Genomic DNA, 26,323 nt, shown 5'->3' with positions numbered 1-26,323 from the left:
ACACTGCTGCAATCATCAGCCCGATCATGGAAGCAGAATGGTGGTTCCCGTCGTCTTGCGGGCTTCCAGATCCTCATGCGCCTTGCCCGCATCCTTGAGCGCATAGGTCTGGTTGATCTCGATCTTGACGGCTCTGCTTCCGACCACGTCGAAAAGCTCTGCTGCCGTCTTTTCGAGGTCCGCCCGCTTGGCGATATAATTGAACAGCGTAGGACGCGTGGCAAAGAGCGAACCCTTCTGCGCCAGAATGCCGAGATCAAACGGCGGAATGACACCCGATGACTGGCCAAAGCAGGCAAACATGCCAAGCGGCTTCAACACGTCGAGCGAGCCCATATAGGTATCGCGCCCAACAGAATCATAGACAACGTCGACACCCGCTCCGCCCGTCAGTTCCTTCACCTTTTCGGCAAAGTTCTCGGTGCGGTAATTGATGACATGGTCGTAGCCATGCTTTCTGGCCAGCGCGATCTTTTCTTCCGATCCCGCCGTACCGATGACGGTGGCGCCAAGATGCTTCGCCCATTGTCCGGCAATCAAGCCTACACCGCCAGCAGCGGCATGAAACAGGATCGTCTGCCCCGGCTCCACCTTGAATGTACGCCGCAGAAGATATTGCGCCGTCATGCCTTTCAGCATCATGGAGGCGGCGGTTTTCAGATCGACATTATCCGGAACCTTGACCAGCCGGTCCGCTGGCAGAATGCGCTCGTCTGCATAGGAGCCCGGTGTCGCCACATAGGCAACACGGTCACCGACACGAACACCCTTAACACCCGGACCGACAGCAATGACTGTGCCCGCGCCTTCATTGCCGGGCGTGAAAGGCATCTGGGCTGCCTTGTAAAGCCCGGTGCGGAAATAAACGTCGATGAAGTTCAGACCGACGGCTTCATGGCGCACTTTTGCCTCGCCCGGACCGGGTTCGCCTATCTCGATCTGTTCATACTTCATGACTTCCGGCCCACCGGTCTGATGGACGCGAATGGCATTGATCATCATGCTTCTCCACTCTTCTTTGCGGCAGCGGCTTTCTCAGCCGCGATGACGGTCGCAGTCCGTCCCAATCCTGGGAAAAACTGCATGACAGCGCCGATGAAGTAGATGTAGAGGCCCGTCACGGAAATACCGACGCGAACCCACAGCGGCGCGTCCAGAGTATAATAGAGCGCAGCCGCGCCAAAGGCACACCAGAGCAGGAAAACCGTCAGATTAAGCGGTCGCAAGCGCACAACGCGCACTGGATGCAGGAAATTGATCGGCAGGAACGACAGGATTGCCGATACGACAACGGTTGCGAAAGCGACCCACTCGCCCGGTTTGACGATGAAAAGCGTAAAGACCACCATGTTCCAGACGACCGGGAACCCCTTGAAGAAGTTCTCCTTCGTCTTCATGCCGGTATCGGCATAATAGATCGCGCTCGAAACCACGATGATCGCGCCGGATATGAAGGACAGATAAGTCCCCATAAACCCGCTTTGATAAAGCGCGAAAGCCGGTATCAGAACATAGGTGACATAGTCGATGATGTTGTCGAGAAGCTCGCCAGACCAGTTCGGCAGAACATATTTGACTTCAAGCTTGCGCGCGATGGGGCCATCGATGCCGTCGACGAAAAGCGCCAGCCCCAGCCACCACCACATCGCCGTATAGCGCCCATCACTGGCCGCCACGATGGAAAGGAACGCCAGAAACGAACCCGATGCCGTCAGAAGATGAACCGAAAACGCCTTGGCTTGCGGCGCGGTGACTTTTTTGGCTTTGAGTTTTCCGGTCAGTTTGGTTTTCACGCCGTCCGCCATTTCAGTTTGTCGCCGCGCATATCCCGCCCAAGACATTCCCCGCATCGGCTCAAAAATCGGAATCGCTTTTTGAAAAGCACGATGCGTAGATTCAACAAGTTAGAGCGTCCTTTGTGCGTCCGCAAGGACGCACGGCGCTCTAAGGCAGCGAGTAAATTTCATCAAACGGGGAACGCGTACACCAAACAAACTGACGTCCCCAACCCTCAAGATCGTTGAATAGCTTCTCCCCCAGGAAAAGCCATGATCCTGCAAGCAGCTTTCCCTGAATAAGCACAAAAGAGCAAGTAAGGCGTGAGGCAAATCCGCCATAATCCCACGGAAGAATGGTCTTTTGCCTGCAATTCGGTTTAAGTGCAGCTCAAACGCATCCGTCTGGAATCATCAGACAATGCGATATGCATAGCGAACGGTCACGAGGTCTGCACTGTCGGACCAGGGATGAAACACGATGAACGATCTTGTTGTGAACAAGCCTCTCACTGACATTGTCATCAGCGGCAGCGGGCCTGCCGGGATGATGGCAGCGCTGGCGCTTGGCGCAAAAGGCTATCGCACCGTGTTGCTTGGACCGGAGACCGATAAGGGTGACCGCCGCACCACCGCACTCATGATGCCCGCCATCAGACTACTGGAGGGACTGGGCGTCTGGTCGGATATCGAGCCGGAAGCAGCCCCCCTCGCTTCCATGCGCATTGTCGACGCAACGCGGCGCCTCGTGAGAAGCCCTGTCGTCACCTTCCGTGCGGGCGAAATCGATGAGACTGCGTTCGGCTACAATATCCCCAATGCCGTTTTGAACGAGAAGCTGGCTGAAGCCGTTTCCCGCAATCCGAATATCCAGCGCATCAATGCCTCCGTCATCGAGTACCGCCACAATGGTGACCACGTAACCATCACGCTTTCGGGTGGCGACACATTGCATACGCGGCTGGTCGTGGCTGCCGACGGGCGCAATTCGATGGCCCGCGAAGCGGCAGGCATCCGCACACGCCGCTGGAGCTATCCGCAAACAGCCGTCGTGCTTTCCTTCTCGCATAGCGTCGACCACGAGAATATTTCGTCGGAGTTCCACACCGAAGAAGGCCCTTTCACTCAAGTGCCGTTGAAAGGCAAACGCTCAAGCCTCGTCTGGGTGGTCAATCCCGGTCGCGCCGAAGCACTGCTTGCGCTTGACGAAGCCACGCTCGCTCAGCGCATCGAAGACATGATGCAGTCCATGCTGGGCAAGATTAACCTCGAGATCAAGCCGCAAGCCTGGCCCCTTTCCGGCCTCGTGCCCCATGTCTTTGCAGCCAAGCGCACGATCCTGATTGGTGAAGCCGCGCATGTGTTTCCACCGATTGGCGCACAAGGCCTCAATCTGGGTTCCCGCGATGTCGAAACGCTGGTCAAGGCTATCGAAAGCGATCCTGTCGACCCGGGCTCAGATCGGGTCATTCGCGCCTATGACCGCGCAAGACGTCCGGATATTCTAGCCCGCACCGGCTCTGTCGATGCGCTCAATCGTTCGCTTCTCTCCGGCATGCTTCCGGCGCAGATCGCGCGTGGAGTGGGATTGGAAATGCTTCGCTCATTCGCACCGCTACGCGCATTCTTCATGCGTGAGGGGCTTCGTCCTGGCAGCGGTTTCTCGCATCTGCTACCGAAACTGCCAAGCCTTCCACACCGAAGCGACGGCAAACGTTCCAGCTAACTTGATTTTCGGACCATCCGAGACATCGAACAGACAGAATTGCCGGTTGCCGCCGACTTTAATTTGTCACGCGGTGAACTACATAGTGTTGCATGGGTATGACACAGATAAAGCACGCGAAATTTCAGATCGGTCAGGTCGTCAAGCACCGGCTATTCCCCTTCCGCGGGGTTATCTTTGACGTAGACCCCGAATTTGCAAATACGGAGGAATGGTATGAGTCCATTCCGGAAGAAGCGCGCCCGCATCGCGACCAGCCGTTTTACCATCTGCTCGCGGAAAACGCGGAATCCGAATATGTCGCCTATGTATCGGAGCAGAACCTGGTGCCGGATTTAAGCGGCGAGCCTTTGCGCCATCCTCAGATCGAGGAGATGTTTGATCGACAGGACAATGGTTCCTATCGCGTAAAGTCGCAACATTCTAACTAATATAGCACTATCTTCTAAAGTGATGGTTCAAAAAAGGGGCGCTCAAAGCGCCCCTTTTTCATAACACACTGGACAGACAGCAATTTAGTTCGCTGCGCCTTTTGCCTTGTCCTGTTCAGCCTTCATCTTGGCTTCGAAATCCTTCTGGCGCTTCTGGACGGCGTCCTGAAGTTCCTTCTGGCGTTCTTCCAGTTCCGACTGCTTGAGAGCCGGGCCGGTCAGAGCGCCAGAGAAGCCGGTGAGTGCAACCGGAATCGGGTTCGGCTTGTTCTGATAGTTGACCGAAGTCAGGGTTAGCTTGCCGCCCTTCTTGAGCGCATTAATGAGATCGTCGGTCAGCGGAGCTTCTGCGATGCAGCGATCCGGGAAGCAGATGCCGTATTCAAGCTTGACCGGCTTGTTGTTGTCGATCTGGAGGCCGACGCCGGCAGGAATCAGACGACCAATAGGAACGGTCACCTGAAAGATCTTGCGGTTGATCTTGCCTTTGATCTCGATGAGGTTGACGGCAGTCAGGAGCTGGCCAGAATCCGCGGTGACGATGTTCTGCGTGTTGCAGATGTCATTGTCTTCCTGCTTCGAGCAAACCTTGAACCAGCCCTGTGGCGGCTGCTGTGCCGATGCAGGCATCGTCGCGGAGGCAAGCAGGGCGAACGCGCCAGCAATGGCAGATGCGGCAGCGATTGTCTTAGTGCTGGACATGATCAACAGGTTCCTTTCAACGCTCTGATCTATAGTTCCCGTTCTGTATTATAAGTCAGCGATAGACCGTCACTGGTTTTAAAATGCGGCAACAGCGTGACCTTGGGGATTTTAGCCCCCATCCGGACCCTTGCGGGCCCCAATCCGGAGCCGTGTTACAACGACTAGGGGTATGAATCCAGATGAGTTTCGACATTCCATGCCCGGAATCCGCCAAAATCTTTATTTTAGCCCCTACTGTCGCGTGACGGACACGCCCTAATTCCGCACTTAATGTACGATCATGCTAGTTTTCGGTTCCGAATCGACGCCTCCCGGCGCCGACCATCAAACTTATTTACAATGGACGATTGAAGTTGAACGGATTGATTGCCTTTCTCCGCAAAGTGGTTCTTGCGAGCCTTACCGGAGCTGTCGTCGGCGTGCTGCCGGCGCAGGCGATAGCCGAAGCACAGCCGGACTATGCGCTCTCCATGCATGGAGATGTGGCGCTGCCGGCTGACTTCACCCATTTCCCCTATGCAAATGCCGACGCCCCGAAGGGCGGCGCCATCACAATGGGCGTTGTCGGCACTTTCGACAGTCTCAACCCATTTGTTCTGAAAAGCATGCGTACGACAGCGCGCGGCCTGTTCGGGGATGTCGACCTCGGAAATCTGGTTTACGAAACGCTCATGCAGCGCTCGCGGGACGAACCCTTTACCCTTTACGGCCTGCTTGCTGAAAAGGTTGCGGTTGACCCGGACCGCAAATGGGTCGAATTCACCCTGAACCCGAAAGCGAAATGGTCGGACGACCAGCCGGTGACGGTAGATGACGTTCTCTTCACCTACGATATCCTGACGGAAAAGGGACGCCCTCCCTACAACAACCGGATGAGTCGGGTCGAGAAGATCGAAAAGACGGGGGAGCGCTCTGTTCGCTTCACCTTCAACGACAAGTCGGATCGCGAATTTCCGATGCTGATTGCCTCATCGATGCCGGTGCTGCCAAAGCACGCCATTGATCGCGAAACCTTTGGCAATTCATCCCTGAAACCGCCTGTCGGCAGCGGCCCGTATCTCGTTTCCGGCGTGCAGCCCGGCCAGCGTATTATCTACAAGCGCAACCCTGACTATTGGGGCAAGGATCTGCCGTCGCAGCGCGGTCTCAACAACTTCGATACGTTGACGATTGAATATTACCGAAACGAGACGTCCCTGTTTGAGTCTTTCAAGAAGGGGCTGCTGGATGTTTTCATCGAGGCAAACCCGACTCGATGGGAGAAGCTTTATGATTTCCCGGCTGTAAAACAGGGCCGTGTCATCAAGGACAGCTTTGAGAAAGGCACGCCAGCCAACATGTTCGGCTTCGTGTTCAACACGCGCCGTCTGATTTTCGCCGACCGTCGTGTCCGGCAGGCTCTGGGACTGCTCTTCGACTTCGAATGGGCTAACCGCAACCTTTTCGCCGATCAGTACCGCCGCACGCAGAGTTTTTGGGAAGGATCGGAGCTTTCCTCCGTCGGCAAGCCTGCCGATGACCGCGAGAAGCAGTTGCTGAAACCATTCCCCGAAGCCGTTCGCGACGATGTCATGAATGGTACATGGCATCCGCCGGTAACAGACGGTAGCGGTCATGACCGCACGCCTGCAAAGAAAGCCTATGATCTCCTGACTGACGCGGGTTTTCAGTTTGAACACGGCCTCGCCGTTGATCCCTCTGGCAAGCCGCTTAAATTTGAGATCATGACGCGCTCGCCCGACGAGGAAAAAGTCGCGTTGGCTTACAAGCGCAATCTCGCACGACTGGGCATCACAATCGAAATACGCACGGTGGACGATGCCCAGTATCAGCAACGCCTCCAGACATTCGACTACGACATGATTCTCGGGGCGCTGACCGGATCGCTTTCGCCCGGCAACGAACAATGGATGCGCTGGGGCGCAGCCTCACGTGACGTTCAGGGAAGTTTCAACTATCCGGGTGTTGCCGATCCGGCAGTAGATGCGATGATTGAAGCACTGCTGGCTGCAAGAAGCCGCGCCGATTTCGTGAGTGCGGTCCGCGCGCTCGATCGTGTGCTTATCTCCGGGGATTACTACATTCCGCTTTACCACCTGCCCTATCAGTGGGTAGCGCGCTGGGATCGCATCGAGCATCCGAAGAAGACTTCGCTCTATGGCTATCAACTACCGACTTGGTGGCGCTCAAAGCCATGATCGGGCTTTAACGTTGATGTAATTCGCCCTACATGCACCCAATATATGATGAGTATTCAACCGGAGGCCACGCCTCTGGTTCTCGTATGGAGACATTGCCATGGCCACCAGAAAGATAACTATCGATGTCGTGTCCGACGTCGTCTGCCCTTGGTGCTTTCTGGGGCGCAAGCGCCTTGAGGCGGCACTTGCCATGGTGCCGGATGTGGAGGCGGAAGTGCGCTGGCGTCCCTTTCAGCTCGACCCTACCCTGCCTCCGCAGGGAAAGGATCGCCAGACCTACATGCGCGAGAAATTCGGCACCGGCGGAAAGATTGATGACATCCACAAGCAGCTGACCCAGCTTGGTGAGGAAAACGGCATTGTCTTCGATTTCGATGCCATCGCCCGAGCGCCAAATACTCTGGACGCACATCGCGTCATCCATTGGGCAGCACAGGCTGCACCCGATACGCAGGACCGGATGGTCGGCATGTTGTTCTCGCTCTATTTCGAGCAGGGACAGGATATCGGCGACCACGAAGTGCTGGTTGATGCTGCGGCAAGCGTCGGCATGGATGCCGAAGTGGTCGCCCGGCTCCTGCAAAGTGAGGCAGACAAGGCAACGATTCGTGAGGAGATCGATACCGCCAGCCGCATCGGCGTGCGCGGCGTACCATGCTTCATCATCGATCAGAAATATGCCGTCATGGGCGCTCAGACGGCAGATGTCCTTGCTGACGCTATTCGCCAGACGGCTGAAGGCTTTGAGCCGGGGATTTCTGAAGATCGCTAAAAGACGCGAAGCGGCGGGTTAACCCGCCGCGATCTTCGCCAGTTGGGTCATGATGACGGCAGAACCGTTGAGGCGTTTCTCGGGTGTCGGCCAGTCGCGGATGAAAACGATGCTCTGATCCGGCCTGATCTTGGCCATGGACCCTTGCTCGCCGATCATTTTCACCAGACCGACCGGGTTGTTGAACGTCGCATGACGGAACTGGATGACCACGCCCTTCGGACCGGCATCGAGTTTCTCGACATTCGCGCGGCGGCAGAGCGCCTTGATGTAAACGATCTTGAGCAGATGCTGCACTTCATCCGGCATCGGACCAAAACGGTCAATGAGTTCCGCACCGAAAGCATCTATATCCTGCGGCTCTTCCAGATCGGCCAGACGGCGATAAAGGCCAAGACGCAGTTGCAAGTCAGGCACATAGGCTTCGGGGATCATCACAGCCGTGCCGATGGCAATCTGTGGCGACCACTGGCTATCTTCGACTTCGCCCACACCCTTGAGCGTGGCCACCGCCTCTTCCAGCATCTGCTGGTAAAGTTCGAAGCCAACTTCCTTGATATGGCCCGATTGCTCCTCGCCGAGCAGATTGCCTGCCCCGCGAATATCCATATCGTGGCTGGCAAGCTGGAAGCCTGCGCCCAGCGTGTCGAGCGACTGCAGAACCTTAAGGCGACGTTCCGCCATCTGCGTCAGCATCTTACCTGCCGGAAGTGTGAACAGCGCGAAAGCGCGCTGCTTCGAGCGACCAACACGACCGCGCAGCTGGTAGAGCTGTGCCAGACCGAACATATCGGCACGGTGCACGATCATCGTGTTAGCCGTCGGAATATCGAGACCGGATTCCACAATGGTCGTGGACAGAAGCACATCATACTGGCCGTCATAGAAAGCGTTCATGATGTCATCGAGTACGCCCGGCGCCATCTGACCGTGGGCCACGGCCACTTTCAGTTCGGGCACGTGCGTTTTCAGGAACTCCTCTATCTCGCCAAGATCGGAAATGCGCGGGCAGACGTAGAAACTCTGGCCGCCACGATAGCGTTCGCGCAAAAGCGTCTCGCGAATGACGAGCGGATCGAACGGTGAGACGAAGGTGCGCACCGCCATACGATCGACGGGAGGCGTAGTAATGAGCGAGAGTTCTCGCACACCGGTCAGCGCAAGCTGCAAAGTGCGCGGGATCGGCGTGGCGGACAATGTCAGCACATGCACGTCCGACTTCAGTTCCTTCAGCCGCTCCTTGTGCTTGACGCCGAAATGCTGCTCTTCATCGATGATGAGCAGACCGAGATTCTTGAACTTGATCGAGTTGCCGAGCAGCGCATGCGTGCCGACGACAATATCGACAGTTCCTTCTTCCAGCCCTTTCTTGGCAGCAGCAAGCTCCTTCGTGCCGACAAGACGCGAGGCATGGGCAAGATTGATCGGCAGGCCATGGAAGCGCTTCGAGAAGGTCTTGAAATGCTGGCGCGACAGGAGCGTTGTCGGCACGACTATCGCCACTTGAACGCCACTCATCGCCGCAATGAAGGCAGCACGCAGGGCTACTTCCGTCTTGCCGAAGCCGACATCACCACAGATCAGGCGATCCATCGGCTTGCCAGCAGCCAGATCGTCCGCCACGGACTCGATTGCCGTCAGCTGGTCGTCGGTTTCATCATAGGGGAAGCGAGCAGAAAATTCGGCATAGAGACCATCTGGCGGCGTCATCACCGGCGCACCGCGCATCTGCCGTTCGGCAGCGATCTGGATCAGATGCCCGGCAATCTCAAGCAGGCGTTTCTTGAGCTTGGCCTTGCGCATCTGCCACGCGCCACCGCCAAGCTTGTCGAGAACCGCATCGGAGCCCTCCGAACCATAACGCGAGAGCAGTTCGATATTTTCAACCGGCAGAAACAGCCGGTCATCACCCGCATAATGGATTTCAAGACAGTCATGCGGAGCGCCAGCGGCGGTAATGGTCTTGAGGCCAATGAAGCGACCGATACCGTGATCGACATGGACGACGATATCGCCAGCGTTTAGCGAGGCAACTTCCGAGATGAAATCCTGATCGCGCTTGCGGCGCTTGGAACGGCGGATAAGACGGTCGCCCAGAATATCCTGCTCAGCCACGATGACGAGATCGCCCGCGTCGAATCCGCTCTCGACGGCCAGCACCGCCGCCGTCACCTTGTCGCGTGACAGCGCCTTGACGGTAGAAAGCCGGTCAACCGACTCGATCTTTTCCAGCCCATGTTCATCCAGGACCTGCAAAAGACGGTCGAGAGAACCTTCAGTCCAGGCAGCAACCAGCACTTTCTTGCCCGCTGCACGCAGTTCGGCAATATGCTTCACCACCGCTTCGAACAGGTTCACGTCGGTGGCCGCGCGCTCCTCGGCAAAGCTGCGGCCCTTGTGCACATCGGCATGAATAATCGTCCGCCCCGTAACCTCCGGCGCACCGAATGGCGTCAGGTCGATGCGCATACCTCCGGCCTCAGCGTGCTTCTCGACCTCTGACGGGGTTAAATAAAGCGCTTCCGGCTTGACCGGCTTGTAAGGCACGGCATCACTGCCCGGCTCCTTGCCCTCCGCCTGTCTCAGCCGCGCTTCGTAGTGATCGACAACCATTGTGTGGCGCTCGGTCAGCGCTTCATGCACCAGATGATCGAAAACCACCGGCATATTGCCCGCATGGTCGAAGACGGTATCAAGCTTGTCGTAGAAAAGCGGCAGCCAATGTTCCATGCCCGCAAAGCGACGACCTTCACTGATCGCCTGATAAAGCGCGTCATCGCGCTGCGGCGCACCGAACATCGCGACGTAATTCTTGCGGAAACGGCTGATCATGTCCGGCGAAAGCGTGATTTCGCTCATCGGCTGGAGCACGAATTCCTTGCGTGTGCCCGTGGTACGCTGCGAAGCCGGATCGAAAGCGCGGATCGATTCCAGTGTGTCGCCGAAGAAATCAAGCCGCAACGGCTCTTCCGCGCCGGGTGCATAAAGATCGAGAATACCACCACGAACGGCAAACTCGCCGATGTCGCGCACGGTGGAAACACGTTCGAAACCGTTGCGCTCCAGCCGGGATGCCAGATCGTTCATATCCAGCTGGTTGCCGGGACGCGCCGAAATCACCTGTTCGGCTATCGCCGCTTCCGGCGGCAGCTTTTGCAGAACGGCATTGGCTGTGGTGAGAATGATGGCAGGATGCGGTGCCTTTTTAAGCTGGGACAGCGCACTGAGTGCGGCGAGCCGACGTGCCGATGCGTCTGCGCCGGGCGATACGCGGTCATAAGGCAAACAATCCCATGCAGGCAGATGCAGAACCGGCATATCCGGCGCCACGAAACTCAAGACCTGCTCCAGATCGGCAATGCGCTGCCCGTCGCGCACGATATACATAATCGGCCCGCGTTCGCCGATCTCTTCCGCCAGACGAATAAGACAGAACGCCTCGTAACCGTCGGCAACGCCGTCGATCACGATATGACGATTTGCCCCGAGCGCGCTGGAGGACTTGAGACCTAGTTTGCTGAAAACGGGCATGGGAACCTTGAACTCAGAATTCTATGCGGTCGCGAAACGCGACAATATCGCGGAACAGAGGCGTGTCGTAATCGATCGGGATCGGGCTTTCACCCGTCACCCATTTCAGAAGATCGCGGTCAAGCACTTCAAGAATATGCTCGAACTCCTCGAGCTGCGGATCGGTGAAGCCGATAATATATTCATCCGCATATTGCCCGAGGATCAAATCCATCTCGCGCATACCGCGATGCCACGCCCGAAACAGAAGCTTGCGGCGCCGTACATCCAGATTTTCCGTCGCCAATGTGCTGCCAGTCATCCTCGGTAAGCTCCAATCATTCAAATTGCTGCTGGTATATAGCATCTGCGCCGCAAACGGGAACCCGTTTATCCAACAAGAACAAAAAGAGCACAGAAAGATTGCGCACCGCCCTTGCACCGCAGGACAAAGCAGTTAATGCTCAAGCCCATGCGCCCATCCATGCTCGATCCATTTTTTGCTTCCGTTCGTTCGCTTTCCGGCATTGGCCCGAAGGTTGCCGCCCTGCTTGGCAAACTGCTTGGCACCGACATACCGGGCGCGGAGCCCAAGGTCGGTCAGCTCCTGTTTCTGGCACCGCACAGCGTGATCGACCGACGCAATCGGCCTGGTATCGCGCTTGCTCAGGAAGGCGCAATCGTGACGCTGGAAGTCATCGTAGACCAGCATCAGCCTGCACCACCCGGGCGTGGCAATGTTCCGCATCGCGTCTTCGCTCATGACGACACCGGCGAAATCGCGCTGACCTTCTTCCATGCGCAATTGCCTTGGCTGCAAAAAATGCTGCCTGAAGGTGAGACTGTCATCGTCTCGGGCAAGGTGGAATGGTTCAACGGTCGCGCCTCCATGGTCCACCCGGACTATATTGCGAGCCTGGAAGATGCAGCCAATCTGCCGATGGTCGAACCGGTCTATCCGCTGACCGCGGGTCTGTCGCCAAAGACATTGGCGCGCGCCGTCAAGGAAGCACTGACCCGCGTGCCTCCGCTGCCGGAATGGATCGACGGCCCGTTGCTGGCGCGGGAGCGCTTCATCAGTTTCCAGCAATCGCTGAACACGCTTCACCTGCCTGAAGACCCGTCGGATATCGCGCTTGAAAGCATTTCGCGGCGCAGGCTTGCATATGACGAGTTTCTGGCCGGACAATTGGCACTCGCCCTTGTTCGCGCGAAAACACGGCGGCTTTCCGGTCGTCCTCTGGAAGGTACAGGGCGCATCGTCGCCGAAATCATGCGCCACCTGCCCTATCGCTTGACCAAGGGGCAGGATCAGGCTGCTCGCGAAATCATCACAGATCTTAAGTCGCCGGAGCGCATGTTGCGGCTTTTGCAGGGCGATGTCGGCTCCGGCAAGACGGTCGTTGGATTGCTTTCCATGGCCCACGCCGCAGAATCTGGTGGACAGTCAGCACTCATGGCGCCGACGGAAGTTCTCGCCCGTCAGCATTTTGCAACCATCGCGCCGCTTGCGGAGAAAGCGGGACTGAAAGCCGCCCTTCTGACCGGTCGCGAAAAGGGCCGTGACAGGAATGCAGTTCTCGAAGGATTGAAAACTGGTGAAATCGATATCGTCATCGGTACACACGCGCTGTTTCAGGAAAAGGTCGAGTATCACGACCTCGTTCTGGTCATCATCGATGAACAGCATCGTTTTGGCGTGCACCAACGCCTGATGCTGACCGCAAAGGGTTCTGCACCGGATATGCTGGTCATGACGGCTACACCTATTCCGCGCACCCTCGTCCTCACCGCCTTTGGCGATATGGACGTGTCGAAACTGACCGAGAAGCCTGCCGGACGCCAGCCCATTACGACCGCCATCGTGCCAATGGAGCGTATGAGTGAACTTGTCGAGCGCATCCGAAAAGCTGTGGCAGAAGGACAGAAAATCTACTGGATTTGCCCGCTCGTTGAGGAATCCGAAGTCGTTGAACTGACTTCGGCAGAGGAACGTTTCGAGAGCCTCAAACCCGTCTTTGGGGATCGCATCGGTCTCATCCATGGCCGCATGAACGGGGCTGAAAAAGACGAAGCCATGCGGGCATTCAAGCAGAGCGAAACGCGGGTACTGGTCGCGACCACTGTGATCGAAGTCGGCGTAGATGTCCCCGATGCGACGATCATTGTTATCGAACATGCCGAACGTTTCGGCCTGTCGCAACTGCACCAGTTGCGCGGTCGCGTGGGGCGCGGCGACAAACCGTCAACGTGCTTGCTGCTTTACAAAGGCCCGCTGGGCGAAATCGCACAAGCCCGACTGAAGGTCATGCGCGAGACCGAAGACGGTTTTCGTATCGCGGAAGAAGATTTGAAACTGCGTGGCGAAGGCGAATTGCTCGGCACGCGGCAATCCGGCACCCCAGGCTTCCGCTTGGCCTCCATCGAAGCGCATGGTGATCTTCTGGAAATAGCCCGCAAGGATGCGCGCTATATTCTGACAAGCGATCCAGATCTGGAAGCCGAACGCGGACAAGCACTGCGCGTGTTGCTATATCTTTTCGGGCGCGACGAAGCGATCAGGCTCCTGAGAGCAGGATAGCAAAATGGCGGCCATCAGCCGCCATTTCTATTAACTTATCAAGATTTTGCTATAATAAGCTGATTTTACTCGACAGTTACCGACTTTGCGAGATTGCGTGGCTGATCGACATCCGTCCCCATCAGAACGGCTGTATGATAAGCCAGCATCTGGATCGGCAGCGCATAGACGAGCGGCGTGATAAATTCCGGCACATCCGGCAGAATGATGGTTGCCATCGTGTCGATGCTTGCTGCCTCGGCACCCTTCTTGTCGGTGATGAGAATGATGCGACCGCCACGTGCTGCAACTTCCTGCATGTTGGAAACGGTCTTCTCATAGAGCCGATCAGACGGCGCGATGACGATAACCGGCATGGTTTCATCGATCAGCGCAATCGGGCCGTGCTTCAACTCGCCGGCGGCATAGCCTTCAGCGTGGATATAAGAAATTTCCTTGAGCTTCAGCGCGCCTTCCATGGCCAGTGGGAAAGACGTGCCACGACCGAGATAAAGCACATGATTGACCTTGGCCAGTTCATGGCAGACCGCAGCGATCTGGTCTTCAAGCTTCAGAACCTGGTTGATGAAACGCGGCGCCTCGGAAAGCTGGCGTACGAGTTCCTGTTCCCGCTTGTCATCGATTGCGCCACGCGATTTTGCAGCCGCAATTACCAGCGATGCCATGGCCGAAAGCTGGCAGGTAAAGGCCTTGGTAGAAGCAACGCCAATTTCTGGGCCCGCAAGCGTCGGGAAAACAGCATCAGATTCACGCGCAATGGTCGAGCCGGTGACATTCACGACAGCTGCGATCTTCAATCCTTGCGACTTGCAGTAGCGTAGCGACGCCAGCGTATCAGCTGTTTCGCCCGACTGCGACACGAACATCGCCAGCGAATCCTTCGAGAGAGGCATTTCGCGATAGCGGAATTCGGAAGCGATATCGCTGTCGACTGGCAGTCGCGCGATCTGCTCGAACCAGTATTTGCCAACCGAAGCCGCGTAGTAGGCCGTACCGCAGGCAGAAATCGTCAGGCGATCGATCTTGCTGAAATCGATATCAATGGCTTCCTGACGAACCTTGCCCGTCGTGAAGTCGAGATAATTGGCGAGCGTATGGGAAATGACTTCCGGCTGCTCGAACATCTCTTTCTGCATGAAGTGACGATGATTGCCCTTGGAGACGAGCATATTCGCCGTCTGAGTCTTCTGAATCGGACGCTCAACTTCGTTGTTGTTTTCGTCGTAAACGGTCACACCCTTGCGCGTCAGCACGGCCCAGTCGCCATCTTCGAGATAGGCGATGGTATCCGTGAAAGGCGAAAGTGCGATAGCGTCGGAACCGAGGAACATTTCGCCCTCACCGTAACCAACGGCGAGTGGCGGCCCCTGGCGCGCTCCGATCAAGAGTTCTTCGTCACCCTCAAACAGGAAAGCGAGTGCGAAGGCACCATGCAGCATCGGCAGGCTGTCGCGCACAGCTTCAACCGGAGACTTGCCTTTTGCCAGTTCACGGGTGACCAGATGGGCAACAGCTTCGGTATCGGTTTCCGTCTGGAACTTGTAGCCTTCGGCCTCAAGCATGGTGCGAAGCTCGGCGAAGTTCTCGATGATCCCGTTATGGACGACCGCGAGGCGCTCGGTAATGTGCGGATGGGCGTTGCGCTCCACTGGCTTGCCGTGCGTAGCCCAACGGGTATGGCCGATACCAATAACGCCGGGAAGCGGCTCTCCGGCCAGGCGCTTTTCCAAATTCACCAGCTTGCCTTCGGCACGGCGACGGTCGAGCTTGCCGTTCTGTAGTGTGGCAATACCGGCAGAATCATAGCCGCGATATTCAAGCCGCTTCAGTGCATCCACAAGAAGCGGAGCGACTTCGTTATTTCCGATGATGCCGATAATTCCACACATAGGCTGCTCCAAATCCGACGTTCAAGCGTGTTGCTTTGCGGTTTAAAGATTCTAACGCAGAACGGCAACCCAGAGGATTGCCGTTCGGTTAAACAATTGGACGACTTATTTGGTCGCAGTTTTAGCCGCTTTGATGGCAGCGTACTTCTCTCGCAGGATCTTCGCCCGCCCCTCTTTTGTTTCCTGCCGGGCACGACCGAAAGCCAGCGCATCGGCAGGGACATTGTCGGTAATCGTGCTGCCTGAGGCAATATAAGCATTGTCGCCGATTTCCACCGGCGCGACCAGTGAGCTGTTCGACCCGATAAACGCGTTTTCGCCGATCACCGTCTTGTATTTGTTGTAGCCGTCGTAATTGCAGGTGATCGTGCCAGCACCGATATTGCTGGAGGCTCCCACAGTCGCATCGCCGATATAGGTTAGGTGATTGATCTTCGCGCCTTTGTGCACGGTGGCATTTTTCACTTCGCAAAAATTGCCGACCTTGGTTTTCTCACCGAGATTTGCACCCGGGCGCAGCCGCGCAAACGGCCCGATTTCGGCCTTCGGCCCAACGTCAGCACCTTCCATATGCGAGAAGGAATGGATCAGAGCTCCCGTCGCGACATGCACGCGAGGACCAAAAAACACGTTCGGCTCAACAATGACGTCGGCTTCGATCAGCGTATCATGCGAAAAGAAAACAGTTTCAGGTGCAATAAGCGTTACACCTGCAAGCATCATCTCGCGACGTTTGCGCTGCTGCCAGATGGCTTCGGCTTCGGCCAGTTCAACACGATTGTTGATGCCGATGACATTATCGACCGGCACTTCGATGGCCGTCACGTTCATGCCCTTGCCATGGGCGATGGCGACGATATCGGTCAGGTAATATTCGCCCTTGGCGTTGTCATTGCCCACCGCATCCAAAAGCGTCAGGGCGTGTTGACCGCGAACTGCCATCAGTCCGCCGTTGCAGAATCCGATCTGTTTCTGCTCTTCGGTTGCTTCCTTTTCCTCAATGATGGCGACAAGTTTGTCGTCCTTCTCGATGAGGCGACCGTAGCCATGTGGATCGTCTGGGCGAAAACCGATAACGACAACGTCTGCACTCTCGGCCAGTCGTTCGCGAGCTTTCTGCAGAGATTGCGCCTCGATCAGTGGCGTGTCGCCAAAAACGATGAGCAAATCGTCATAGCCGCGTTCGATCGCTTCGCGCGCTGCCAGGACGGCATGCGCCGTGCCGAGACGCTCCTTCTGTTCGAAGGCCGACACCGGGCCTGCGTTCTTTTCCACTGCCGCCCGCACATCGTCGGCGCCACGCCCGACCACCAGCGCAATGTCGCTCTTTCCGGTCCCCTGAACCGCCGTGACCACGTGAGAGACCAGCGGCAAGCCTGCCACCTGATGCAGTACTTTGGGCAAGTTGGATTTCATGCGTGTGCCTTCGCCAGCAGCAAGTACGATGGAAAGGCAGGTACGGTCTGTCATGGTATCGTCCAGAAAATTGAGATGATTTTCGCTCTTAACATCAAAGCGTCTATGAAAACTTACGGGCTGCTGCCAAACCTTTAACCCAACCGCCCCAGCGCGGGGAAATTCTCAAGCAGCCAGAACGAGAAGGATTGCATGCCTCCGGTCAGGAACAGGACACCTGCAGCGACCAGAAGCGCGCCCATTGCTTTCTCCACCTTGCCGAGATGCACGCGGAAACGTGAAAGAAACCGCATGAATGCGCCGGAAAAAAGGGCGGCGATCAAAAACGGAATGCCAAGGCCAAGCGAATAGGTCGCCAGCAATAACGCGCCCTCACCAACCGTGCTGCTGCCGCCTGCAAGCGTCAGAATCGGCCCAAGAACTGGCCCGATGCACGGCGTCCAGCCGAAGGCGAATGCCAGTCCCATGACATAGGCTCCAAGCGGCGATGCCGGAGCGTTGCGTGCCTGAAAACGAGCTTCGCGGGACAGGAACGAGAAACGCAAGATGCCAAGAAAATTCAGTCCCATCAATATGATGACGACGCCCGCAACGATTGCGATCTCCTGCTGCCACGCGCGCAGGAAGGCGCCGATGGACGAAGCTCCAGCGCCGAGCGCCACAAAAACAGTTGTGAAACCGAGAACAAAACAGATTGCCGCAAATGCCAACGAGCGGCGCGCTGAAGGCGCGGCGGCAACGGCTGTCGCCTTATCTGCGCGAAAATCTTCTACGCTCACGCCCGCCATATAACACAGATAAGGCGGCACGAGCGGGAGAACACAGGGCGACAGGAACGACAGTGCACCGGCTCCGGCTGCGGTCATATATGAAATATCGAGCACCAATACCTCTTTCAGTTCATCAAATCGCTTGCGGTCTGGCCAAACCACAGGCTTATATAGACTAGATTCTGCTCTACTTAGAATATTTTCAATGCGGCATCTCGCTCGAACACAAGTTCGCCCTAAATCGAGATCATTGCGCGATTTATAATATATTGCTCCAACCGGACGACGTTCCTATGAGCCTTATTGATGATGAAGTGCCTTCAACACCACCTGCAACGTCGACAAGACATTCTGGCTGGCTCAAGCGATACCAACATTTTCTGTTTCCGATAGCGGGCATCGCCATTGCGCTGCTGGCGATCTATGTGCTGGAGAATCTGCTCCAGAATACGTCTCGCACGGAAACACTCGCTGCCTTCCACAACATTTCGTGGACGACACTTGGTTTAGCTGTGTTCTTCACAGTTCTGAGCTATGCAGCCGTCGCACTCTACGATGTGGTGGCTGTCGATACGATTGCGCCCAACCAGATACCGCGCCGCATCGCTGCCGTCGCAGGTGCTGCCGGCTACGCAATCTCCAACGCGCTTGGGTTTTCCCTGCTGACCGGCGGCGCATTGCGTTATCGCATCTATGCTGCGGAGGGTGTTAGCCTTGCCGATATCGGCAAGATTGTCGGGACATCATGGTTCGCGATCTGGTTCGCACTGATCATCATGGTCGGTGCAGCGCTTCTCATCGACCCGCAGGATGTTCCCTGGCTTTCCGCCATCGATTCCCGAATCGATATCGTCGCCGGTATCGCCATTCTGGGTGGCATCGGCTGGCTGATCTACTGGCTGTCGCATGGACAGCGTAGTTTTACGGTGGGTTCGTTCAGTCTGCGCCTGCCGAACTCAAAAGGCGCTCTGACCCAGATCTTTGCCGGGCTTGTGGATGTGGGCGCAGCTGCCGCTACGCTCTATGTGCTCATGCCTGCAGACGCCGTGCCAAGCTTTGCGGTTTTCGCGCTGGTCTATGTCATCGCCATCGTGCTGGGCATTGCCAGTCATGCTCCGGGCGGTCTAGGCGCATTTGAAGCGACAATCATTGCTGGACTCGGCCTAGGCGGGAAGCCGGATGCGATTGCGGGGCTTCTCGCCTACCGTCTTATCTATACGGTTATGCCGCTCGTTGTAGCGACCGCAGGCATTCTCATATGGGAGATCATGCGGCGGCGCCATATGCTCGGCAAGCAGGCGCGCTTCGCCAAACGTCTGGTCGAGCCACTCATCCCGAGCCTTTCTGCCAGCATCATCTTTCTCGGCGGCATCATTCTTCTGGTGTCCGGTGCGACACCAGACCTTCGCTACCGCGTGAAATTGCTCTCCGACATAGTTCCTGAATCTTTCATGGAAATGTCGCATCTTGCCGCCAGTCTGGTAGGTGTAGCGCTGCTGATCGTTGCACGCGGTCTGTCGAAGCGGCTTGCACGTGCGTGGGTCGCAGCACTAATCCTCCTCCTCAGCGGCGCTGTCTTTTCCCTCGCCAAAGGCCTTGACTGGGAAGAGGCGACCATCCTTTGCATTTCTGCATTCACACTTTGGGGCTTCCGGGATTCGTTCTATCGCCGCCCGATTTCCGGACCGTTCGATTTAAGCTGGAACTGGATCGCGACCGTCGGCACGACGGTGCTTGTCTCCACATGGCTCGGCTTCTTCGTCTATCGCCACGTGGAATATTCCAATGACCTCTGGTGGGATTTCGCATGGAACGGCAATGCGCCCCGGTTCTTGCGTGCGACTGTCCTTGTCTTCGCAGTGGTCGCTGCAGTGGGCCTTTACTCGATTATCAACCGGGCTGGTCACCGCAAACGCAAGGTAGATTATTCCATACCTGATGCCGTGCCGGATCTCGTCGCCCAATGGCCACATACGGATGCCGCTTTGGCAATGCTTGGTGACAAGCAATTCCTCCTTGCGCCAGACAAGAGCGCCTTCATCATGTATGCGCAATCAGGTGGCAGCCTGATTGCGCTCGGAGAACCCATAGGCCAGGAACAGACGGCTAAGGAGCTTGCATGGTCATTTCACGCACTGGCCGACGAGCTTGCCCTGCGAACCGTATTCTACGGTGTCGGCCCGCAAAGCCTGCCCCTGTTTCTGGATATGGGATTGATTGCCCTGAAGCTCGGCGAAGTCGCCCGCGTTGACCTCACCAATTTCTCGCTCGATGGTCCGCGTCGCCAGCCATTCCGCTATGCCGACCGCAAGATCGACAAGGACGGCCTTACGTTTGAAATCATTCCGGCGGCCGACGTACCGCCACTCATTCCACGCCTGCGCGAGATTTCCGATGCGTGGCTCGATTTCAAGTCGGGCAGCGAGAAAGGCTTCTCGCTGGGGTACTTCGATGACGAATACATGAAACGCTTCGACGTCGCAGTGCTGAAAAGTGACGGAGAAATTGTGGCTTTCGCCAATATGTGGCGTGGCGCGGACAAGTATGAAATCACCGTCGACCTCATGCGCTACATGCCCAATGTACACAAGCTTCTGATGGACGCACTGTTTGCAAAACTGCTGATGGCCAGCAAGGAAGAAGGTTACAAGTGGTTCAATCTTGGTGCCGCCCCGCTTTCCGGCCTGAGCGGTAGCAGGCTGGCGTCCCGCTGGAATCGTTTCGGCTCCTTCATCTACAAGCGTGGAGCCGATCTCTATCATTTTGACGGACTGAAAGCTTTCAAGGAAAAGTTCGATCCGGTCTGGACCCCGCATTATATGGTTTGCCCGGGTGGCCTGGAAACGCCGCGCGCGCTTCTCGATGCCACAACCCTCATCAATGGCAGTCCTCTGGAGTTCATCCGCAAATGACGAAAAGACGCGTTCTCTTCATTTTTCTTGGACTGGCGTTGGTGGCTGCGGTGGGCGCGTATGGCGCAATGCATACAGGCAAGATCGCCCGACTCTGGACGAAAATCACCGATTCCGATGAACCGGTCATCCACGCCAGTGCTGAAAGACTGTCCAATATTCCGGTCTACATGCCGAAGAACGACCCCGTCGGCCTTGCGATTTTACTAAGCGACGAAGGAGGTATGAGCGACCGGGAGAAAAGCTTCATGGACGCCATGCTTGCCCGGAACATGATCGTTCTGCCGGTCGAGCTTGGCCCGTGGCGCGCCGCACTCGATAAGGAAGATGGCGATTGCAACTATCTCGACTCTGATTTCGAAGCCATCGCCAAGGAGGCTCTGCGTGGACTTGATTTGGGCGTCTATTTTCATCCCGTTCTGACAGGCGTTGGACAAGGCGCTACCATCGCATATGCCGCAGCCTCGGATTCTCCGGATGCGACGATTGCAGGCGCCGTATCGCTTGATCCGGTCCCAGCCAAGACCCGTCTGCCTTCCTGCACCGAGAAAGCCGAAGCGACCAAGGCGCCCGATGGCGGCTTCACCTATGGCTTCAACGCGGTAATTCCCGCCCCTGCCCTTGTGGTCGGTCCCAGCGGATCGCCGGTCAACAATCCGGTTACAGCCCGCCAGGAAAATGTTGCCGTGCTTCAATCCGCTCCGGAATTTCCTGCTCGCATGAAAATGGCTGTCGACAATGTCGTCGCCATGGCGGATCAGGATGCCAAGAACGAGGCCCTGCCTATCGTCGATCTTCCCGCCAAAGGCGGCAAAGCCGATATGGTTGCCGTTTTCTATTCGGGTGATGGTGGCTGGCGAGATCTCGACAAATCCATTGGTGAATGGCTGCAGGCTCATGGCGTTCACGTGATCGGTGTGGATTCGCTTCGCTATTTCTGGTCGGAACGAACGCCGGAAGAAATAGCCAATGACACGACGGCCATGATCAAGAAGGCCGACCCGACGAACAAATTGCCGGTTGCAGTTCTGGGCTACTCATTCGGCGCCGATACATTCCCCTTTGCCTGGAAATATCTCGACCCTTCCATACAGGACCGGACGAAAATGATCGGGCTTCTCGGTGTCGAGACGACGACGACCTTCCAGGTTTCGATTGAAGGCTGGCTCGGAATGGATGGCGACAAAGATGTCGTTCCTGCTATCTCGACAATCCCGCTTGATCGGGTTGTTTGCGTCTATGGCGAAGAAGAAGATGATACCGCCTGCACAGCTGCCGAGCTCAAAGGGATGGAAGTCATGAAACTGGCCGGAGGTCATCATTTCGATGAAAATTATGAGCCAATTGCCGCCAGTCTTCTGGAAAAGATGCGCGTCCGTGCCGGATTGCCGCCACGACCGGCCAGTTGATAATTAAGCCAGAGCTGGCGCCCGGAAGACGGGCGCCAGCCTGTTGATTTAGCGCACGACTGGTTTTTGACCGCCAAACCACCAGCGCACGGAATCAACCAGCAAGAATGCAATCAGACTGATACCGACCAATGGCAGCGTCCAACCTACAAATACAGCAGCGATTGCGATCCCAATCTGTTGCGCGGCAGTGAGACGTCTCCAGCTTGCAATCAACGTTCTGGGCATTGATCCGGCAGGCGGGCGACGCTGCCACCAGATGCGATAGCCATAGACAATCATCACAATCAGCGAGAGGCCGAGCGCAGCCATCACGATCTGATTAGTGACCCCGAACAGGACACCCATATGGAGATCGATACCCCAGCGGATCAATTTTGCGATAAGCGGAAAACTCTCGAAGTCAGCACGGCTGATAACCTCCATATTTTGGGGATCGAGAGCAATCGTATCCACTTGTGTCGGCCAGGAACGGTCATATTCACGCACCAGCCAGCCTTGATCCGATGAACGGGGCAGTCGGATTTCAAGCATCGGGGAATCGAGTCCTGCCTGTTGTACAGCCAGATAAACACTATCCAGCTGTCCGACATGATCCTGCGCATCCCCTGTTCCGGACGGCATCGGCATGCCGCCATGGTCCTGATGCGCACTCTCTTGGCTAGATTCTGTCGCCTTATTCAGAACTGTCGAGACTGAAGGCGTAATCCAGCCAACCGCCGCTCTGAACTGATCAATCCTTTCCCCCGCCAATTGCGACCAGGTCATGCCGGTTGCCGAAAGGAACAAAAGACCGACAGCTATCCAGATACCGACCTGACTGTGAAAGCGACGGGTCTTCAGGTGGAGATTTTTCGTTTGTTTTTGTTTTCGCCGGATATTCCGATTCCACCACCAAAGCAGAGTGCCGCCTAGAGACGCGATCCACAACCAGGATGCAGCGAGTTCACTGTAGTAACGCCCAAAATCCCCGAGCATCAGATTGCGGTGTAGGTAGTCGATCGCCGCGCGAAACGGCAAGGTCCCGCTTGTGCCATAGGCAACGAGGTCGCCCTTTACGGCCAGCGTGACGGGATCGATGAAGATTGCCCGGCTTTCAGATTCTCCCAATCCAGGTTGGGTGAACATGACCCGTGTATTCCAGCCGGGAGCAATTGAAGGCCTCACAGCAAAAAGTTTTGGGCCCTCGCCTATAAAGGTTTCGGCCGCCTTCACCTGATCCGCCAATGGCTGCAAGGTTCCAAGCGATGCGGTACGCAACTGGTCGCGGTAGATGTAGTTTTCAAGCTGGGGCGTCAGCACATAAAGCGTGCCCGTCACAGCTGCGATCAAGATAAAGGGACCAACAAACAGGCCGACATAGAAATGAAGCCGTGTGATGAAGGCCTGGAAGCCGGAGTTCGCAGAACTAGCGGTATTCGGTCGTGCTTGTACCCCAGTTTTTCCTTCAAGAAGCGTATCCGTCATGGAACCCTCCTTGAAAAACAGTAGAAGCACAGCACAGTGCGTGGGCAGCCAGCATTGGCTGCCGCGATAAAATCATGATTTTGCATCGATATCTCCAAACGATATGAAATTGCCGTCGCGGGGCGGCGGCGTCGTTTTCAAAGATCGTGCAAAGCGGGAGGCCCTCTGGCTTGAGCAGCCGTAACAAACTGATCAGGAGGTGCGCGAACCGCGAGAGGAAAAGCGACCGTGTCTTTCGCAACAATCGAATCGAAAGACACGGTGACCGGCTGTTCTGGCAATCCTGTCCCAATGGCACATGCGGCCTGACATAGGGTCGAGCAGCAATGTCTGGCGAGATCTTTCAGGGGAGCGTTTGCATCTGCCTGCGTCGTGTGGACTGAACAGATCACGGACGAGGGACCAGCGCTCCACGCCGCCATGGAAGCCTGCGCGTATGCCGTTACCAGCCCTTGCAGAAGAATAACAAGCGTCAGCGATACAACCCAAAGGGCGGTATCCGACCGATCGCCAACAATTCTTCTACGCAAGGTCATGATCGCTCATGGCACTCTTGCAATGCAAAGTCACTACGACAAAGGTGAAATGAACTAATTTGAAGAGAAAGTGGTGAGCGCGCAGGGATTCGAACCCTGGACCTACTGATTAAAAGTCAGTTGCTCTACCGGCTGAGCTACGCGCTCCCTGTAGGAGCAAATCGCCCCCGGAAGTGCGGCGGAACATAAGGGTGGCTTACGGATTGGTCAACACCATAAAATCAGGTTTCTTCAACATAAATTCAAAAAAATCACAGGTCTGGGATACTCCATGCCAGACCGCCTCTTCCATATGCCGGTAAACAGGCGCTTTTCATGCTCATTTGGATACTTAACACCCTGAGCAGAAGGGCGATTCTGAATCGCGAGGCGCCTAACCAGGACTATTCAGCTCCTGCTTCTCCGTGCCGGGCCTTGCCGCCCGCTCTTGCTACAGCTAGTTTCATTCCAATGACTTAATCTGCGTGGTGCTTCATGTCTCTGGCCACCAAGGCATTTTCTCATTTCCGACGTTCCTTGTCCGGCGTGGGTATCGCGCTCGGAACACTGTTTTTCGCCGCAGCCCTCACCCCCAGCCTTATCCCGCGAACCTACGTCATGCAGGGAATTCTCGGAGGTGTCGCCTTCGGAGCCGGTTATGGCATCGGCGTATTGTGGCGCTGGCTATGGCATTATCTGGAATTGCCTGAACCCCGGAATCGGCTGCGCAGTCGGGCCAATCTTGTGGTGGGTTTGGTTTGTCTCGCCGTGGCCGTCGTGGCACTCTATTTTGCCGCGGGCTGGCAGAATTCAGTTCGTGCAGTCATGGATATGGAGCCGGTGCCCAGCGCCTATCCAATGAGTGTCTCCGCGTTAGCTGTGCTGACATTTCTGGTTCTGCTAATTCTGGTTCGCTTTCTCATTCTACTAGGGAAATTCGTCTCCGCCAAAATACAACTCGTTATGCCTCTCCGGTTAGCCAATGTCCTGGGCATTACGATCACTGTTGTGCTCATCTGGACCATCGCCAACGGCCTGCTCATCCAGTCCACTTTCAAGGTTCTGGATCGTTCGTTTCGCGAGTTTGACGCTCTGATCGAACCGGACCGCCCACAACCGACATCACCGAACGAGACTGGCAGCGCCGCTTCGCTTTTGCATTGGAACGAGCTTGGGCGAGCTGGACGTGAGTTCGTTTCCTCAGGTCCCGGAGCTGCCGATATTGCTGCCTTGACTGGCGAAAAGGCTATAGACCCGATACGGGTCTATGCAGGTCTGCAAGTAGCCGATACGCCTGAACAAAGAGCCGAACTGGCACTTGAGGAACTGAAGCGTCAGAACGGTTTTGAACGTTCTGTGCTGGTCGTCATCACTCCAACCGGTACAGGGTGGGTAGATCCAGCAGCCATGGACGGACTGGAGTTTCTGCACAATGGCGATGTGGCCAGCGTTGCCATGCAATATTCCTATCTTTCCAGTCCCTTGTCGTTGTTGTTTCAACCGGAATACGGAGCAGAAGCGTCTCGAGCTCTGTTCATAACCGTCTATAATTACTGGAAAAGACTTCCGCACGATCAGCGCCCACGTCTGTATCTCTATGGCTTGAGCCTTGGGGCGATGAATTCTGAAGTCTCAGCCGAGCTTTTCGAAATGCTTGACGATCCAATCAACGGTGCCTTGTGGAGCGGGCCACCTTTCCCGAGCAGGGACTGGAAAGCCATGACCAGACGAAGAAACCCTGGAACTCCAGAATGGCTACCAGTGTTCCGAGACGGCTCCTTTGCCCGTTTCATGAATCAGAATGGTGAAGCGCCGGGAAATGGAACCCGCTGGGGGCCGTTGCGGGTGGTGTATCTGCAATATGCCAGCGATCCGGTGACATTCTTCGACAGTCTATCGTTCTATCGTCAACCTGACTGGATGCAGGCACCGCGCGGACCGGATGTTTCACCAGAGCTGCGGTGGTATCCTGTCGTGACCATGCTGCAATTGGCACTAGATATGGCTTTTGGGACCGCCACACCGATAGGACACGGGCATGTCTATGCTCCGGAACACTATGTCAATGCGTGGCTGGAAGTCACCGACGTGACCGGATGGGACGCAGACAAGATCATGAAGCTAAAGCAGCACCTGCGCCAGAAAATGGATGGAGAAAACGTCGAAGGTTATGACCAGCGTGGGGGGTAGAACACATCCCGAAAAGGATGAAACGCTTTTCGGGATGTGCGTCAAACGTGACAG

The 26,323-nt window shown here is 56.3% G+C and carries 17 protein-coding genes and 1 tRNA gene; 8 read left to right on the top strand and 10 right to left on the bottom strand.

Going from position 1 to position 26,323, the window contains the following annotated elements:
• Positions 1-24: 24 nt before the first annotated feature.
• Both LJ361_RS15300 and pcsA read right to left on the bottom strand, forming a co-directional pair.
• Positions 25-999, bottom strand: coding sequence for a quinone oxidoreductase family protein (locus LJ361_RS15300; RefSeq protein ID WP_010658831.1), 975 nt, complete (start codon positions 997-999; stop codon positions 25-27).
• Positions 999-1,805 carry a phosphatidylcholine synthase gene (pcsA, locus tag LJ361_RS15295; protein WP_029375958.1) on the bottom strand — a complete coding sequence of 269 codons (807 nt, stop codon included), beginning with the start codon at positions 1,803-1,805 and terminating at the stop codon, positions 999-1,001. The genes LJ361_RS15300 and pcsA overlap by 1 nt, the downstream gene beginning before the upstream one ends.
• 451 nt (positions 1,806-2,256) lie before the next feature.
• Between pcsA and LJ361_RS15290 the strand changes: the two genes are divergently transcribed.
• Positions 2,257-3,501, top strand: coding sequence for a UbiH/UbiF family hydroxylase (locus LJ361_RS15290; protein WP_010658833.1), 1,245 nt, complete (start codon positions 2,257-2,259; stop codon positions 3,499-3,501).
• 92 nt (positions 3,502-3,593) lie between these two features.
• Complete coding sequence (gene hspQ, locus LJ361_RS15285; protein WP_010658834.1) at positions 3,594-3,932, top strand: heat shock protein HspQ; 339 nt, start codon at positions 3,594-3,596, stop codon at positions 3,930-3,932.
• A gap of 84 nt (positions 3,933-4,016) precedes the next feature.
• Here the strand turns inward: hspQ and LJ361_RS15280 are convergent, their stop codons facing one another.
• Positions 4,017-4,634, bottom strand: a complete 618-nt coding sequence (locus LJ361_RS15280) for an invasion associated locus B family protein (protein WP_010658835.1) — start codon at positions 4,632-4,634, stop codon at positions 4,017-4,019.
• A gap of 473 nt (positions 4,635-5,107) precedes the next feature.
• On the opposite strand from LJ361_RS15280, the gene LJ361_RS15275 reads away from it, so the two are divergent.
• On the top strand, positions 5,108-6,835 hold the full coding sequence (locus tag LJ361_RS15275) for an extracellular solute-binding protein (protein ID WP_226622803.1): 1,728 nt from the start codon (positions 5,108-5,110) through the stop codon (positions 6,833-6,835).
• A gap of 100 nt (positions 6,836-6,935) precedes the next feature.
• On the top strand, positions 6,936-7,610 hold the full coding sequence (locus tag LJ361_RS15270; RefSeq protein ID WP_029927370.1) for a DsbA family oxidoreductase: 675 nt from the start codon (positions 6,936-6,938) through the stop codon (positions 7,608-7,610).
• Between the two features lie 18 nt (positions 7,611-7,628).
• On the opposite strand, the gene mfd is transcribed toward LJ361_RS15270, so the two are convergent.
• Both mfd and LJ361_RS15260 read right to left on the bottom strand, forming a co-directional pair.
• Positions 7,629-11,141 carry a transcription-repair coupling factor gene (gene mfd, locus LJ361_RS15265; RefSeq protein WP_036581048.1) on the bottom strand — a complete coding sequence of 1,171 codons (3,513 nt, stop codon included), beginning with the start codon at positions 11,139-11,141 and terminating at the stop codon, positions 7,629-7,631.
• A gap of 13 nt (positions 11,142-11,154) precedes the next feature.
• Positions 11,155-11,442 carry a succinate dehydrogenase assembly factor 2 gene (locus LJ361_RS15260; protein ID WP_010658839.1) on the bottom strand — a complete coding sequence of 96 codons (288 nt, stop codon included), beginning with the start codon at positions 11,440-11,442 and terminating at the stop codon, positions 11,155-11,157.
• 138 nt (positions 11,443-11,580) lie between these two features.
• On the opposite strand from LJ361_RS15260, the gene recG reads away from it, so the two are divergent.
• A complete protein-coding gene (gene recG, locus LJ361_RS15255) occupies positions 11,581-13,701 on the top strand; it encodes an ATP-dependent DNA helicase RecG (protein WP_029375959.1) in 2,121 nt (706 codons plus the stop codon).
• A 65-nt stretch (positions 13,702-13,766) separates the two neighbouring features.
• Here the strand turns inward: recG and glmS are convergent, their stop codons facing one another.
• The 3 genes from glmS to LJ361_RS15240 form a co-directional block, all read right to left on the bottom strand.
• Positions 13,767-15,590 carry a glutamine--fructose-6-phosphate transaminase (isomerizing) gene (glmS, locus tag LJ361_RS15250; protein ID WP_010658841.1) on the bottom strand — a complete coding sequence of 608 codons (1,824 nt, stop codon included), beginning with the start codon at positions 15,588-15,590 and terminating at the stop codon, positions 13,767-13,769.
• A gap of 105 nt (positions 15,591-15,695) precedes the next feature.
• Positions 15,696-17,060: a bifunctional UDP-N-acetylglucosamine diphosphorylase/glucosamine-1-phosphate N-acetyltransferase GlmU gene (glmU, locus tag LJ361_RS15245; RefSeq protein WP_010658842.1), complete on the bottom strand. Its 1,365-nt coding sequence runs from the start codon at positions 17,058-17,060 to the stop codon at positions 15,696-15,698.
• An 80-nt stretch (positions 17,061-17,140) separates the two neighbouring features.
• Positions 17,141-17,890 (bottom strand): cytochrome c biogenesis CcdA family protein, encoded by a 750-nt coding sequence (locus LJ361_RS15240; RefSeq protein ID WP_012093029.1) that lies wholly within the window; start codon positions 17,888-17,890, stop codon positions 17,141-17,143.
• 179 nt (positions 17,891-18,069) lie between these two features.
• On the opposite strand from LJ361_RS15240, the gene mprF reads away from it, so the two are divergent.
• Together mprF and LJ361_RS15230 are read left to right on the top strand one after the other, a co-directional pair.
• The gene (mprF, locus tag LJ361_RS15235) at positions 18,070-20,688 is read left to right on the top strand and encodes a bifunctional lysylphosphatidylglycerol flippase/synthetase MprF (RefSeq protein ID WP_029375960.1); all 2,619 of its coding nucleotides are present in this window, start codon (positions 18,070-18,072) and stop codon (positions 20,686-20,688) included.
• Positions 20,685-22,097, top strand: a complete 1,413-nt coding sequence (locus LJ361_RS15230) for a virulence factor family protein (protein ID WP_012093032.1) — start codon at positions 20,685-20,687, stop codon at positions 22,095-22,097. Before mprF ends, LJ361_RS15230 begins: the two co-directional genes overlap by 4 nt.
• Before the next feature lie 48 nt (positions 22,098-22,145).
• Here the strand turns inward: LJ361_RS15230 and LJ361_RS15225 are convergent, their stop codons facing one another.
• Both LJ361_RS15225 and LJ361_RS15220 read right to left on the bottom strand, forming a co-directional pair.
• On the bottom strand, positions 22,146-23,564 hold the full coding sequence (locus LJ361_RS15225) for a PepSY-associated TM helix domain-containing protein (protein WP_010658846.1): 1,419 nt from the start codon (positions 23,562-23,564) through the stop codon (positions 22,146-22,148).
• A 607-nt stretch (positions 23,565-24,171) separates the two neighbouring features.
• A tRNA-Lys gene (locus tag LJ361_RS15220) sits at positions 24,172-24,247 on the bottom strand.
• A 327-nt stretch (positions 24,248-24,574) separates the two neighbouring features.
• On the opposite strand from LJ361_RS15220, the gene LJ361_RS15215 reads away from it, so the two are divergent.
• Positions 24,575-26,269, top strand: a complete 1,695-nt coding sequence (locus LJ361_RS15215) for an alpha/beta hydrolase (RefSeq protein ID WP_010658847.1) — start codon at positions 24,575-24,577, stop codon at positions 26,267-26,269.
• Positions 26,270-26,323: the final 54 nt, after the last annotated feature.

This window comes from Brucella sp. JSBI001 (genome assembly GCF_026014005.1).
GTDB classification, from domain to species: domain Bacteria; phylum Pseudomonadota; class Alphaproteobacteria; order Rhizobiales; family Rhizobiaceae; genus Brucella; species Brucella anthropi.
This window is presented reverse-complemented; position numbering and strand designations above follow the sequence as displayed.

Coding starts and splice junctions, on each gene's coding strand:
- LJ361_RS15300 (WP_010658831.1), bottom strand. CDS start 999: ATGATCAATGCCATTCGCGTCCATCAGACCGGTGGGCCGGAAGTCATG.
- pcsA (WP_029375958.1), bottom strand. CDS start 1,805: ATGGCGGACGGCGTGAAAACCAAACTGACCGGAAAACTCAAAGCCAAA.
- LJ361_RS15290 (WP_010658833.1), top strand. CDS start 2,257: ATGAACGATCTTGTTGTGAACAAGCCTCTCACTGACATTGTCATCAGC.
- hspQ (WP_010658834.1), top strand. CDS start 3,594: ATGGGTATGACACAGATAAAGCACGCGAAATTTCAGATCGGTCAGGTC.
- LJ361_RS15280 (WP_010658835.1), bottom strand. CDS start 4,634: ATGTCCAGCACTAAGACAATCGCTGCCGCATCTGCCATTGCTGGCGCG.
- LJ361_RS15275 (WP_226622803.1), top strand. CDS start 5,108: ATGCATGGAGATGTGGCGCTGCCGGCTGACTTCACCCATTTCCCCTAT.
- LJ361_RS15270 (WP_029927370.1), top strand. CDS start 6,936: ATGGCCACCAGAAAGATAACTATCGATGTCGTGTCCGACGTCGTCTGC.
- mfd (WP_036581048.1), bottom strand. CDS start 11,141: ATGCCCGTTTTCAGCAAACTAGGTCTCAAGTCCTCCAGCGCGCTCGGG.
- LJ361_RS15260 (WP_010658839.1), bottom strand. CDS start 11,442: ATGACTGGCAGCACATTGGCGACGGAAAATCTGGATGTACGGCGCCGC.
- recG (WP_029375959.1), top strand. CDS start 11,581: ATGCTCAAGCCCATGCGCCCATCCATGCTCGATCCATTTTTTGCTTCC.
- glmS (WP_010658841.1), bottom strand. CDS start 15,590: ATGTGTGGAATTATCGGCATCATCGGAAATAACGAAGTCGCTCCGCTT.
- glmU (WP_010658842.1), bottom strand. CDS start 17,060: ATGACAGACCGTACCTGCCTTTCCATCGTACTTGCTGCTGGCGAAGGC.
- mprF (WP_029375960.1), top strand. CDS start 18,070: ATGAGCCTTATTGATGATGAAGTGCCTTCAACACCACCTGCAACGTCG.
- LJ361_RS15230 (WP_012093032.1), top strand. CDS start 20,685: ATGACGAAAAGACGCGTTCTCTTCATTTTTCTTGGACTGGCGTTGGTG.
- LJ361_RS15225 (WP_010658846.1), bottom strand. CDS start 23,564: ATGACGGATACGCTTCTTGAAGGAAAAACTGGGGTACAAGCACGACCG.
- LJ361_RS15215 (WP_010658847.1), top strand. CDS start 24,575: ATGTCTCTGGCCACCAAGGCATTTTCTCATTTCCGACGTTCCTTGTCC.